Here is a 12,982-nt window from a genome sequence, read left to right as displayed (position 1 = left end):
GAGATACTAGCAGTATATTTGAAAACAAATACTTGAGGAAAGTGGTTGCGGGGGCCGGATTTGAACCGACGACCTTCGGGTTATGAGCCCGACGAGCTACCAGGCTGCTCCACCCCGCGTCCGAAAACAACGTAACGCGTATATATTGACGCGACTTGATGTCGCAAAATACTACGCTGATAACCGCAAGAATGCAAGTTATCAAAAGATTGGTACCGAGGACGGGACTTGAACCCGTAAGCCCATTCGGGCACTACCACCTCAAGGTAGCGTGTCTACCAATTCCACCACCTCGGCACTCTTTTTTTCTCAATCGCGCTTACTGTCCGAGTAATTGCAATTGTTTGAAACTCTTTGCTTTTCAGCACTGACGACTGGCGTCAATCTTACTTTAACTTTACTGCGACTACAATCTACAACTTACTTAGGAAGATCGCTGGTCGGCCCTGTTGGTGCTGCCGGCGCAGTAGTCTGCTCAGATTTAACTGGCTGACCCAGATTTTCCCACTCGCTGCCTTGTTTGGTTTTATTGGTGCTCAAGTTACCCAGAATCAGGCTAATGACGAAGAAAAGCGCCGCCAAAATAGCTGTCATTCGAGTCATAAAGTTACCGGAACCACTCGAACCGAACAAAGTGCCTGATGCACCCGCTCCGAAAGAGGCTCCCATATCTGCACCTTTACCTTGTTGCAGCATAACCAGGCCTACAAGGCCGATTGCTACGATAAGGAAAATCACCAGAAGAGCATCGTACATAGTTGTACCTGTATCCTTGCGGGTTCACCGCGTGCTAATTGCTTCTCACCAGCTTCTTACTATGATTAGCCGTAAGTCTTCAAGGACCTACTGAAGCGGGTCTGAATACTAACCAAACCCTAATGTTCGCGCAAGGGCAATTTTCAGGTTAGCGTTTGATTGCGGAAAAAAGCGCCAAATACAGCAATCCCCCGCCCTTTACGGCGAGAAGATGAACAATTTGGCGCTCACTTTTTACTTTTATTACAATTACACCGCTTTGACTGCATCGGCGATACGATGCGCCAGACTCTCAACCAGAGACGCGTCTTCACCTTCAACCATAACGCGAATCAGCGGTTCAGTACCCGACTTACGCAACAGTACGCGACCTTTGCCCGACAGCTGTTTCTCAACCTCGGCGGTCACGCTTTTCACTTCCGCATTTTCGAGTGGATCACTTTCACCCGAGAAACGAACGTTTACCAGAATCTGTGGCAATAGTTTCATGCCGCTGCACAGGTCATGCAGGCTCATGTGATTACGAACCATTGCAGTGAGCACTTGCAAACCTGCGACAATACCGTCACCGGTGGTGGTTTTGTCGAGTAAAATCACGTGACCGGAGTTTTCTGCCCCGATGCGCCAGCCCTTCTCCTGCAGTTTCTCGAGCACGTAGCGGTCACCCACTTTCGCACGCGCAAAAGGAATACCCAGCTGCTTAAGCGCCAGCTCAAGGCCCATGTTGCTCATCAGCGTACCGACTACGCCGCCGCGCAGCTGGCCCTGACGCAGACCCTCACGCGCGATGATGTAAAGGATCTGGTCGCCATCGACTTTGTTACCTTCGTGGTCGACCATGATGATACGGTCACCGTCGCCATCGAACGCCAGGCCCAAATCGGCCTTCTCTTCCAGTACACGCTGCTGCAACAGAGTCACGTCGGTCGCACCACAGCCTTCGTTGATGTTCATACCGTCAGGCTCACAGCCGATGGCAATCACTTTCGCACCCAACTCACGCATCACGCTTGGGGCGATGTGATAGGTTGCACCGTTGGCACAGTCGACCACAATCTTCAAGCCGCTCAGGCTAAGCTCTGCGGGGAAGGTGCCTTTACAGAACTCGATGTAACGCCCTGCCGCGTCGACGATACGGCTCGCCTTGCCCAATTCGGCAGACTCGACGCAGGTCAGCGGTTTTTCCATCTCGGCTTCAATCGCCTCTTCCACGTGGTCAGGCAGCTTTGCGCCATCCGTTGAGAAGAATTTGATGCCGTTATCGTAATAAGGGTTGTGGGAGGCGGAAATCACAATACCCGCCTCGGCACGGAAGGTGCGAGTGAGGTAAGCGATCGCCGGCGTCGGCATCGGACCGGTAAACGAGGCTGAAAGCCCCGCAGCGGCCAGGCCCGCTTCGAGAGCTGACTCGAGCATATAGCCAGAGATGCGCGTATCTTTACCGATAATCACCTTACCGGAGCTATGACGAGCCAGTACCTTGCCCGCAGCCCAACCGAGCTTTAGTACAAAATCAGGCGTAATCGGGGTATCGCCAACCTTGCCACGAATGCCGTCTGTACCAAAGTATTTACGGTTGCTCATAATTTATTCTCATCCCTTCTTAGCTGAAAGTGTTGCTTCGACGATACGCATGGCCTGCACCGTTTCTTTGACGTCATGGACTCTGACAATATGCGCCCCCTGCATCGCAGCAATTACTGCGCAGGCAACGCTGCCGGTCACCCGCTGTTCGGGGGAAACGTGTAACAGCTGACCAATCATCGATTTTCTCGACATACCGACGAGTAGCGGTAATCCAAAATGGTGAAACTCTGCCAGTCTGGCCAATAATTCATAGTTATGGTGCAAATTCTTACCGAAACCGAACCCCGGGTCGAGCAGCAATTTTTCCCTCGGGATACCTGCATCGATGCACTGCGCAATATGTTGCACAAAATACTGATCGACTTCAGCGATTAAATCACCGTATTGCGGCGCATGCTGCATTGTTTTTGGCTCACCCTGCATGTGCATCAGGCAAACTGGAAGACCGCTCTCTGCGGCAGCCTGTATCGCACCCGGCTCCTGCAAAGAGCGAATATCGTTGATCAGATGCGCGCCCACGCCTGCCGACTCTCGGATAACCGACGCCTTTGAGGTATCCACCGACAGCCACACGTCAAAACGTTTTGCCAGCGCCTCGACGACCGGAACCACGCGCGACAGCTCTTCGTCATCGCTGACCTCCGCTGCACCAGGACGCGTGGACTCACCTCCGATGTCGAGAATGGTCGCGCCCGCATTGATCATCTCCTGAGCATGATGTATTGCGAGATCCAGCGTATTGTGACGGCCGCCGTCGGAGAAGGAGTCAGGGGTGACGTTGAGAATTCCCATGACTTGAGGGAACGTGAGATCGAGAGTGCTGCCGTTCGCGGTGAGTTGCATGTTGTGATTCCAGTAAAAGGGGTATTCCCGTAAAGCGATTCTTGGTGCGCAATATGTAAAAAACCCCGGGCAAGGCCGGGGTTTTATTTTAGTCAGAACAGACTAGGTAAGCAAAGCCAGACATCGGCCGACTTACTTGCCGCTGTACTGCTCGCACATCGTATTGCCTGGATTAGGCGTACGTGGCTCATCGACAGGCGTCGGTGCTTTTGGCGTACCGTTGTTGTCATCAGAACCGGTGCTGGTTGCTGCATCCCAACCGGCTGGCGGACGAACCACATCTTTACGCGTCATCAGATCGTCAATCTGTGGTGCATCGATGGTTTCGTACGTCATCAGCGCTTTCGTCATGTTGTGCAAGATGTCCATGTTCTCATCCAGAATCTGACGGGCACGCTTGTAGTTGGTCTCGATTAAAGACTTCACTTCCTGGTCGATAATACGCGCGGTTTCATCGGACATGTGCTTGGCTTTCGCCACTGAACGTCCCAGGAATACTTCGCCCTCTTCTTCTGCATACAGAAGTGGACCCAGTTTCTCGGAGAAGCCCCATTGAGTGACCATGTTACGGGCAATCGAGGTAGCAACTTTAATGTCGTTAGAGGCACCGGTAGAAACTTTACCTGCACCGTAGATAATCTCTTCCGCCAGACGACCGCCGTACAGAGTCGAGATCTGACTTTCAAGTTTCTCACGGCTTGCGCTGATTGCGTCGCCTTCCGGCAGGAAGAACGTCACGCCCAGAGCACGACCACGTGGGATAATAGTCACTTTATGAACCGGGTCGTGACCCTTGTCTTTCAGTAACCAGCCAATAATTGCATGGCCCGCTTCGTGGTAAGCAGTAGATTCTTTCTGCGCTTCGGTCATTACCATGGAGCGACGTTCCGCACCCATCATGATCTTGTCTTTGGCTTTCTCAAACTCGACCATCGACACAACGCGTTTGTTGCCACGGGCAGAGAACAGCGCCGCTTCGTTGACCAGGTTAGCCAGGTCAGCACCGGAGAATCCAGGTGTACCGCGCGCGATTACCGCTGCATCGATATCTGGAGACAGTGGCACGCGACGCATGTGAACTTTAAGGATCTGCTCACGGCCACGAACGTCCGGCAGGCCAACAACAACCTGACGGTCGAAACGACCCGGACGCAGCAACGCAGGGTCCAATACGTCTGGACGGTTGGTGGCCGCGATAACGATAATACCTTCGTTACCTTCAAAGCCATCCATCTCTACCAGCATCTGGTTCAGAGTCTGTTCACGTTCGTCGTGACCACCGCCCAAACCGGCACCGCGCTGACGACCGACGGCGTCGATCTCATCGATGAAGATGATGCAAGGGGCCGCTTTTTTCGCCTGCTCGAACATGTCACGCACACGAGATGCACCCACACCCACGAACATTTCTACGAAGTCGGAACCTGAAATGGTAAAGAACGGCACCTTCGCTTCACCGGCAATCGCTTTTGCCAGAAGGGTTTTACCGGTACCTGGCGGGCCCACCATCAGCACGCCTTTAGGAATCTTACCGCCCAGTTTCTGGAAACGGCTTGGCTCGCGCAGGTAATCTACCAGCTCGCTCACCTCTTCCTTGGCTTCGTCACAACCTGCGACGTCGGCAAAAGTGGTCTTGATCTGATCTTCCGTCAACATGCGGGCTTTGCTTTTACCGAAGGACATCGCGCCCTTGCCGCCGCCGCCCTGCATTTGGCGCATAAAGAAGATCCAGACCCCAATCAGCAACAGCATTGGGAACCAGGAAATAAAGATAGATGCCAGCAGGCTCGGCTCTTCAGGCGGCTCGCCAACAACTTTCACATTCTTGGTCAACAGGGTATCCAGCAGTTTAGGATCGTTGACAGGGATGTAGGTCGTGTATTTGTTACTGTCTTTCTTGGTAACGTCAATCTCACGTCCATTAATGTGTGCTTCACGAATCTGATCTTGGGTCAATTCGGACATGAAGGTAGTGTAATCTACCCTACGGCCATTAGACTCGCTGGGCCCAAAGCTCTGAAATACAGACATCAATACAACCGCGATGACTAACCAGAGAATCAGGTTCTTCGCCATGTCACTCAAGGGATTAACCTCATATTACAACTGTGTTAACAAACAGCGTTAGGGTACTACGATTTCCGCCCTGTCGCTACGATGTACACTTCTCGGGAACGAGCTCGGGAAGCGTCTGGCTTACGAATCTTAACCTTCGTAAACAGGGAGCGAATTTCCCGTAGGTATTCATCAAAACCATCTCCCTGGAACACCTTCACCAGGAAACTTCCGCCTGGTGCCAGTACATCACGACACATATCCAGCGCTAACTCAACCAGATACATCGATTTTGGTATATCGACTGCCGGAGTACCACTCATATTCGGGGCCATATCGGACATGACCACCTGAACTTTGTTTTCTCCTACTCTGTCGAGCAGGGCTTTGAGAACTAATTCATCACGAAAATCGCCTTGAAGGAAATCAACACCTACGATGGGATCCATAGGCAGAATATCACAAGCGATAATACGCCCCTTGTTGCCTATCTGCGTTACGACGTACTGAGACCATCCACCCGGGGCTGCACCTAAGTCAACAACGGTCATTCCCGGTCTGAACAGCTTGTCGACCTGCTGTATTTCATCAAGTTTAAACCAGGCGCGTGAACGCAGCCCTTTTTTCTGTGCTGCCAGCACATATTTATCGCTAAAGTGTTCCTGCAACCAGCGACTGGAACTTGCAGAACGCTTTTTATTAGACATTATTTAGTAACCATATAGTTTTCAAACTACCCTGAGTAGAGCCTTTACAACAAGCTCTTAGCGTCGTTTAGTCTATGGCTAAGTCGTCTCGGCACGTCACTCGGTTACACACCGAGTTGGTGATATAGATGAGATGGCGGTAGAATGCCCCGTTTTCAATCCCAACTTAAGCAAAAAAAGACGATGAATCTTAACAATAAACAAAAACAGTACCTGAAAGGCTTGGCACATCCGTTAAAACCGGTTGTCATGCTGGGTAATAACGGCCTCACTGAAGGTGTGCTTGCCGAAATCGAACAGGCGCTGCAGCATCATGAGCTCATCAAGGTGAAAATTGCAGCCGAAGAGCGAGAAACCAAGACGTTGATCGCAGACGCTATTGTGCGTGAAACCAAAGCAGTCAACGTGCAAGTTATCGGCAATATGCTGGTACTGTATCGCCCTTCTACTGAAGACCGCAAAATTATATTACCGCGTTAACTTTTTAGAGTTTAACGAAAAGCGCTTTGGATTTAACGAAAAGTTGCTATCTATACGTGGTTTTACAAAAAGGCCTTAACGGGCCTTTTTCATTTTACCGCCATCATGACCGGTAAAAAGAGCGGCAGTCATCACATAACCACCGCCTGACCACTCAATTAAATATATTCTACTTTCAGCACTTCGTATTCGACGTCGCCACCCGGCGTTTTGATAACCACCACGTCCTCGGCTTCTTTGCCGATCAGGCCGCGCGCGATAGGCGAGTTGACCGAAATCAGGTTCTGCTTGAAGTCGGCTTCGTCATCACCCACGATGCGATAAGTCTGCTCTTCATCAGTATCAAGGTTCATCACAGCCACCGTTGCGCCAAAAATCACGCGCCCAGTTTGCGGCATCTTCATGATATCAATAACTTGAGCATTGGAAAGTTTAGCTTCAATTTCCTGAATGCGCCCCTCGCAGAAACCCTGCTGCTCGCGAGCAGCGTGGTATTCAGCGTTCTCTTTCAGATCGCCGTGCTCACGTGCGGTTGCAATATCCGCAATAATTTTTGGGCGTCGAACGCTTTTCAGGTGGTCCAGCTCTTCACGTAATCTTTCAGCGCCACGCAATGTCATCGGAATCGGTTTCATATTTTCACTACCTCTAACTTTGTCCTTTCGGTATACACCGTCCTGAATTTATCAGGTAGAAATCAAGCCTTTAGGATCGATTCACTCGGGCGATAAACAAAAAAAACCTCACCCGGGGAAAGCCCCAAGCCAGGATTGGTTTTTCATTTTGAGTCGTATTTTAGCCTAGAGTTCATTCGGGATCATCGTTTACTTTCACCCACGTTGCGCCCCCGTTCGTTGCATCGTAGTATGGCACCACGTCATCCTGCAGTTATCCAGAGCCTATACTCAAAATAATGCGTTTTTTACGAATTGTCAGTGGATTAGCCTGCGCGATTGCTCTTAATGCAAACGCTGCACAGGTAGAAAACTATACTCAATACCTGCCAGAAGGCACCAACTTGTCGGTGCTGGTACAGAAGATTGGAGCAACCACGCCCGTTGTCGATTACCACGGCGACCAGATGGGCCTGCCTGCCAGTACCATGAAAATATTCACCGCGCTGGCAGCGCTGCTCCAGTTAGGTCCGGATTTCCGTTTTAATACCACCTTTGAGACCAAAGGCAGTATCAGCGACGGCGTTCTGCGCGGCGATTTGATCGCACGTTTTGACGGTGACCCGACTTTTAAGCGTCAGAATATTCGCAATATGGTGGCTGCACTCAAAAAACAGGGCGTTAAAGAGATTAGCGGTGACGTCGTCATCGATACCTCCGTTTTTGCCAGTCATGACAAAGCGCCGGGTTGGCCCTGGAACGATATCACCCAGTGCTTCGATGCCCCGCCGGCAGCGGCGATTGTAGACCGGAACTGTTTCTCGGTCTCGCTGTATAGCGCGACCAAACCGGACGAGAATGCGTTTATCCGCGTCGCGTCTTACTATCCGGTGCAGATGTTCAGCCAGGTTCGCACGCTGGCAAAAGGCTCGCCAGATGCTCAGTACTGTGAACTTGACGTGATGCCGGGCGAATTCAACCGCTATACGCTGACTGGATGCCTGACTCAGCGGAGCGAACCGTTGCCGCTGGCCTTCTCGATTCAGGATGGCGCGGCCTATGCGGGCGAGATCCTTAAACAGGAACTTTTGCAGGCGGATATCCAGATAGACGGCCGACTGAAACGTCAGACGCGCGTCACCCCGGCAGGCACTATTTTGGCTCAAACCCAGTCGGCACCTCTGCATGAGCTGCTGCACACGATGCTGAAAAAGTCTGACAACATGATTGCCGACACCGTGTTCCGCACTATCGGCCATCAGCTGTTTGGCGTACCCGGTACCTGGCGTGCAGGCTCGGATGCCGTGCGTCAGATCCTGCGCCAAAAAGCCGGTATCGAGTTGGGCAACACGATTCAGGTAGACGGCTCAGGCCTGTCTCGCCATGACCTGGTGTCGCCAAAAACCATGATGCAGGCGCTGCAATATATCGCCGAGCATGACAAAGAGCTGGATTTCATCTCGATGCTGCCTTTGGCAGGCCATGATGGAACTCTGCAATATCGCGGTGGCCTGCATGAAGCAGGCGTAGACGGCAAGGTGTCGGCGAAAACCGGCTCCCTCGCGGGCGTCTACAATCTGGCAGGCTTCATTACCACCGCCAGCGGTCAGCGTCTGGCCTTTGTGCAGTATCTTTCCGGCTATGCCGTACCGCCTGAAGATCAGCGCACACGTCGCGCACCTTTGGTCCGTTTTGAAAGCCGTCTGTATCGGGATATTTATCAAAACAATTGATTGGATGAGGGTCTGAGCACGTTTTATGAAATTACTCATAGTCGAAGATGATGACCTGCTGCGTCAGGGATTAACCCTGGCGCTTAACGGCGAGAACTATGCCAGCGACAGCGCCTCGACCGCAGCGGAGGCCAACGCGCTTTTGCAAAGCAGTCAGTACAGCCTGATCATTCTCGATCTGGGCCTTCCAGATACCGACGGCGCCACATTATTACGGCAGTGGCGCCGCCAGAATATCTCGCTGCCGGTGCTTATCCTCACCGCGCGCGATGCGCTCGAAGATCGCGTTGACGGATTAGACGCAGGCGCAGATGACTACCTGGTCAAGCCATTCGCTCTGGTTGAACTGATGGCCCGCGTGCGCGCGCTTATCCGCCGCTATCAGGGTCACAGTGACAACCTGCTCGAAGTCGGCAACCTGACGCTCAACCTCTCGTCGCAGCAGGTTTATCAGCAGGGACAACTGGTCGAGATCACGCCGAAAGAGTTCGCTATCCTCTCGCGCCTCATCATGCGCGCCGGTCAAACGGTGAATCGTGAGCTGTTGCAGCAGGATCTTTACTCCTGGCAGGACGATCTGGGATCCAACACCCTCGAGGTTCACATACACAACCTGCGTCGTAAACTCGGCAAGGATCTTATCCATACCGTACGCGGGATCGGTTATCGCCTGGATACGCCTAAATGACCAGCATGCGCCGCCGTCTGTTGGTGATGCTGGCGCTGATCCTGTTTGTTACGCAGCTGACCAGCGTGTTCTGGCTGTGGCATGAGAGTCAGGAACAGATAAACCTGCTGGTCAATGACACGCTTTCAGCCAAGGTACGTAACGCTCACGTCGAGAAAGAGATAGCCGAGGCCATCGCCTCGCTTATCGCGCCTTCATTGACCATGCTGGCGGTGACACTGCTGCTGTGTTTCTGGGCGATCAACTGGATCATCAGACCACTCAAGCAACTGCAGCACCGCCTTGAAACACGCTCGGCCGATAATCTTACGCCGCTGCCGTTGAACACCGAGATTCAGGAAGTCTTCTCGGTGACCATCGCCTTGAATCAGCTGTTAGCCCGGCTTTCACAAACCATCGCGCAGGAAAGGCTGTTCACCGCCGATGCAGCCCACGAGTTGCGCACTCCGCTGGCGGGGCTGAGACTGCATCTCGAGCTGATGGAAAGGAAAGGCGTTGACGGCAGCAGTATGTTGATAGGCCGTATTGACCAGTTGATGCATACCGTAGAACAGCTGCTGATGCTCTCTCGCGCCGGACAAAACTTCGCCGAGGGGCAATATCAGAAGGTTAATCTTGTCATCGACGTAATAGCGCCATTGCGGGAAGAGCTTGAGGAGCTGCTGGCAGGCCATCGACAGCGTCTGATTGTGAAACACAGCGAGCACGCCGAGGTTGAGGGTGACGCAGTGTTGCTGCGTTTAATGCTGAGGAACGTGGTCGAGAATGCCTACCGCTATGGCCCACAAGACAGCGATATCACCATAACGCTCTCAGAAAGCGATCAGGGCGTTTTAGCGCAGGTAGATGACTGCGGGCCTGGGATTGAAGAGAAACGCGTAGGAGAGCTTACACAGGCCTATAAACGTGCCGATCAACGCTTCGGTGGCAGTGGTCTGGGGCTCAATATCGTTTTACGTATTTTGAATATGCATGGCGGAAGCCTGCGTCTGGTCAATCGAAAAGACCGCAGCGGGCTCAGCGCGCAGTGCTGGTTACCGCGTCAGGCCTTTACGCAAAACAGTGCGACCTCGCTGTCAGAATAGCGAAAACGCCAAAAGAAAAGGCCGCATTGAATGCGGCCTTTTTTTCGTCATGATGGAGGTCGATGACTACGCGTAATTAACGCTCATAAATGATTTCAACGCCTTCGTCGTCTTCATCATCCCAGTCGTCCCAGTCGTCATCTTCTTCTTCGACCACGGCCAGCTGTTCACGGTGATAATCATCCCACATGAACTCGACTTTCTCCGGTACAGCTTCTTCAACGGACATGTGCTTAGGATTCTCGTTGATGAACTTCATCACTTCCCAGCACAGCGCGTTAACGCCTTCGCGGTTGGCAGCAGAGATAAGGAAGTAATCGCCTTCCCAGCCCATGCCCTCAGCAATTTCTTTCGCGCGGCGTTCTGCTTCTTCCTGACCAATGACATCAATCTTGTTAAAGACCAACCAACGCGGTTTTTCTGCCAGTTTCTCGCTGTACTGCTGCAGCTCATTGATGATGACTTTGGCATTTTCAACCGGATCAGATTCATCAATAGGCGCAATATCAACAAGGTGCAGAAGCACGCGGCAACGCTCAAGGTGCTTCAGGAAGCGGATACCCAGACCGGCACCGTCAGAAGCGCCTTCAATCAGGCCCGGGATGTCGGCAACCACGAAGCTCTGCTCGTGGTCCATACGCACTACGCCGAGGCTTGGCACCAGCGTGGTAAACGGATAATCGGCTACCTTTGGCTTAGCGGCAGAAACGGCACGAATGAAGGTAGATTTACCGGCATTCGGCAAGCCCAGCATACCCACGTCGGCAAGCAACATAAGTTCCAGGGAGATATCACGCATTTCACCCTTGGTGCCCATGGTTTTCTGACGCGGAGAGCGGTTTACGGACGATTTGAAGCGGGTATTGCCCAAACCGTGCCAGCCGCCTTTCGCAACGAGCTGAACCTGACCGTGGCGGGTCATGTCTGCCAGAACTTCGCCGGTGCCCTGATCCAGAGCGCGAGTCCCGACAGGAACTTTGACGGTAATGTCTTTACCGCGCTTACCGGTACAGTCACGGCTTTGGCCGTTTTCACCACGTTCGGCGCGGAAAGATTTTACGAAACGGTAATCGATCAGCGTGTTAAGGTTTTCGTCGGCTATCAAATACACGTCGCCGCCGTCACCGCCGTCACCGCCGTCAGGGCCACCACGAGGAATATATTTTTCGCGGCGGAAGCTAACGCAACCGTTGCCGCCATCGCCTGCTACGACCAGGATCGTCGCTTCATCTACAAACTTCATTTGAACTGTCTCCGTAAATCATTCACCCGGATGCTGCAATCAGCCGCCAGGTCTTGTTCTGTTCTTGGTTGCCATTACGATGGCCAATTGCAGAAAATATCGCCCCTGCAACGACCACAAAGGCACCGAAATAACCCGTCAGGTTAAGCACTGCAGAACAGAAGACAGGCTACTTGCCAGCATAAAAAATGTCTCAGGCTTCGCCAAAGGAAGCAGTGCGATAGCACATAAAGTGTACAGCAAAAAGAGAAGCCGCGTTGATGCCAGCCCTCTTAACATTCATTTTTTTCTTGCCGGTCTTGGCCAACAGAATGTAAAAAGCCCCGCAACTAATTGCGGGGCTTACATCACTTTCAAGGACAAGAGAAAGGTAAATTATTCAGCTTCGATGCTGATGAATTTACGGTTGTTCTTGCCTTTAACTTCGAACTTGACTTTACCGTCAGTCAAAGCAAACAGAGTGTGGTCTTTACCGCAACCCACGTTGATACCAGCGTGGAATTTGGTGCCGCGCTGACGAACGATGATGCTGCCTGCCAGTACTGCTTCTCCGCCAAAGCGTTTTACGCCCAGACGTTTAGCTTCTGAATCGCGACCGTTGCGGGTGGAACCGCCAGCCTTCTTGTGTGCCATTGTTCCGCTCTCCTAAACTTAAGCGCTAATGCCGGTGATTTTAACATCAGTGAACCACTGACGGTGGCCCTGCTGCTTACGGTAGTGCTTACGACGACGAAACTTAACGATCTTAATTTTCTCGCCACGACCGTGAGCAACAACTTCTGCCTTGATCACACCGCCAGCAATTAAAGGCAAGCCGATGTTGATTTCTTCACCGTTAGCGATCATCAGAACTTGGTCAAACTCAATTGTTTCACCAGTTGCGATGTCCAGCTTTTCCAAGCGAACAGTTTGACCTTCGCTTACTCGGTGTTGTTTACCACCACTTTGGAAAACCGCGTACATATAAAACTCCGCTTTCCGCGCACTCAACTTTGTATAGTTCAGAGGGCGCTATAAATATTCACAATAGGGCGCGAATTCTACGCAAAAACTCAGCATATGACAAGAGCACATTCACCAGAAAAGAAGAAAAAAAGCGCAGTTCACTTGAACGCGTTTATCTCACTCATTTTTCAAGTACAATCTCTGCTACAGTTTGCATCATGTGCCAATGTGAGCCCGTTCTCATTG

The 12,982-nt window shown here is 52.0% G+C and carries 13 protein-coding genes, 2 tRNA genes and 1 pseudogene; 4 read left to right on the top strand and 12 right to left on the bottom strand.

What is annotated here, in order from left to right; translation table 11 throughout:
• Window positions 1-42 precede the first annotated feature (42 nt).
• From O1V65_RS20960 to rlmE, 7 genes are all read right to left on the bottom strand, one after another.
• Window positions 43-119 (bottom strand) — tRNA-Met (locus tag O1V65_RS20960).
• Between the two features lie 91 nt (window positions 120-210).
• A tRNA-Leu gene (locus O1V65_RS20955) sits at window positions 211-297 on the bottom strand.
• Between the two features lie 123 nt (window positions 298-420).
• Window positions 421-756 carry a preprotein translocase subunit SecG gene (gene secG / locus O1V65_RS20950; RefSeq protein WP_017492890.1) on the bottom strand — a complete coding sequence of 112 codons (336 nt, stop codon included), beginning with the start codon at window positions 754-756 and terminating at the stop codon, window positions 421-423.
• A gap of 249 nt (window positions 757-1,005) precedes the next feature.
• Entirely contained in the window at window positions 1,006-2,340 is a 1,335-nt protein-coding gene (gene glmM, locus O1V65_RS20945; protein WP_017492891.1) for a phosphoglucosamine mutase, read from the bottom strand.
• Window positions 2,341-2,349: 9 nt separating this feature from the next.
• Window positions 2,350-3,186: a dihydropteroate synthase gene (gene folP / locus O1V65_RS20940; RefSeq protein ID WP_165428802.1), complete on the bottom strand. Its 837-nt coding sequence runs from the start codon at window positions 3,184-3,186 to the stop codon at window positions 2,350-2,352.
• Between the two features lie 132 nt (window positions 3,187-3,318).
• Window positions 3,319-5,262 carry an ATP-dependent zinc metalloprotease FtsH gene (gene ftsH / locus O1V65_RS20935; protein ID WP_017492893.1) on the bottom strand — a complete coding sequence of 648 codons (1,944 nt, stop codon included), beginning with the start codon at window positions 5,260-5,262 and terminating at the stop codon, window positions 3,319-3,321.
• Window positions 5,263-5,318: 56 nt separating this feature from the next.
• The gene (gene rlmE / locus O1V65_RS20930) at window positions 5,319-5,948 is read right to left on the bottom strand and encodes a 23S rRNA (uridine(2552)-2'-O)-methyltransferase RlmE (RefSeq protein WP_026110675.1); all 630 of its coding nucleotides are present in this window, start codon (window positions 5,946-5,948) and stop codon (window positions 5,319-5,321) included.
• Window positions 5,949-6,131: 183 nt separating this feature from the next.
• Between rlmE and yhbY the strand changes: the two genes are divergently transcribed.
• The gene (gene yhbY / locus O1V65_RS20925; RefSeq protein WP_009636779.1) at window positions 6,132-6,428 is read left to right on the top strand and encodes a ribosome assembly RNA-binding protein YhbY; all 297 of its coding nucleotides are present in this window, start codon (window positions 6,132-6,134) and stop codon (window positions 6,426-6,428) included.
• A gap of 158 nt (window positions 6,429-6,586) precedes the next feature.
• Here the strand turns inward: yhbY and greA are convergent, their stop codons facing one another.
• Window positions 6,587-7,063 carry a transcription elongation factor GreA gene (gene greA, locus O1V65_RS20920; RefSeq protein ID WP_017492895.1) on the bottom strand — a complete coding sequence of 159 codons (477 nt, stop codon included), beginning with the start codon at window positions 7,061-7,063 and terminating at the stop codon, window positions 6,587-6,589.
• Between the two features lie 278 nt (window positions 7,064-7,341).
• Here greA and dacB point away from each other — a divergent pair, with 278 nt between their 5' ends.
• The 3 genes from dacB to pmrB are packed head-to-tail and all read left to right on the top strand — an operon-like array spanning window position 7,342 to window position 10,548.
• Window positions 7,342-8,775: a serine-type D-Ala-D-Ala carboxypeptidase gene (gene dacB / locus O1V65_RS20915; protein WP_084913027.1), complete on the top strand. Its 1,434-nt coding sequence runs from the start codon at window positions 7,342-7,344 to the stop codon at window positions 8,773-8,775.
• Between the two features lie 25 nt (window positions 8,776-8,800).
• Window positions 8,801-9,463 carry a two-component system response regulator PmrA gene (pmrA, locus tag O1V65_RS20910; RefSeq protein WP_269129993.1) on the top strand — a complete coding sequence of 221 codons (663 nt, stop codon included), beginning with the start codon at window positions 8,801-8,803 and terminating at the stop codon, window positions 9,461-9,463.
• Window positions 9,460-10,548, top strand: a complete 1,089-nt coding sequence (gene pmrB, locus O1V65_RS20905) for a two-component system sensor histidine kinase PmrB (protein WP_017492898.1) — start codon at window positions 9,460-9,462, stop codon at window positions 10,546-10,548. The genes pmrA and pmrB overlap by 4 nt, the downstream gene beginning before the upstream one ends.
• Window positions 10,549-10,624: 76 nt before the next feature.
• Here the strand turns inward: pmrB and cgtA are convergent, their stop codons facing one another.
• The 4 genes and pseudogenes from cgtA to rplU all read right to left on the bottom strand — a co-directional run bounded on the left by cgtA (window position 10,625) and on the right by rplU (window position 12,754).
• Entirely contained in the window at window positions 10,625-11,791 is a 1,167-nt protein-coding gene (gene cgtA, locus O1V65_RS20900) for an Obg family GTPase CgtA (protein WP_017492899.1), read from the bottom strand.
• A pseudogene (locus O1V65_RS20895) lies at window positions 11,788-12,070 on the bottom strand (EamA family transporter); the annotation flags it as partial. The pseudogene O1V65_RS20895 and the gene cgtA, both read right to left, overlap by 4 nt.
• Before the next feature lie 96 nt (window positions 12,071-12,166).
• Window positions 12,167-12,424 (bottom strand): 50S ribosomal protein L27, encoded by a 258-nt coding sequence (gene rpmA, locus O1V65_RS20890; protein WP_017492900.1) that lies wholly within the window; start codon window positions 12,422-12,424, stop codon window positions 12,167-12,169.
• An 18-nt stretch (window positions 12,425-12,442) separates the two neighbouring features.
• Window positions 12,443-12,754: a 50S ribosomal protein L21 gene (gene rplU, locus O1V65_RS20885; protein ID WP_009636772.1), complete on the bottom strand. Its 312-nt coding sequence runs from the start codon at window positions 12,752-12,754 to the stop codon at window positions 12,443-12,445.
• Window positions 12,755-12,982: the final 228 nt, after the last annotated feature.

Origin of the sequence: Rouxiella badensis (assembly GCF_026967515.2) — a bacterium.
In the GTDB taxonomy this organism is placed as follows: domain Bacteria; phylum Pseudomonadota; class Gammaproteobacteria; order Enterobacterales; family Enterobacteriaceae; genus Rouxiella; species Rouxiella badensis.
This window is presented reverse-complemented; position numbering and strand designations above follow the sequence as displayed.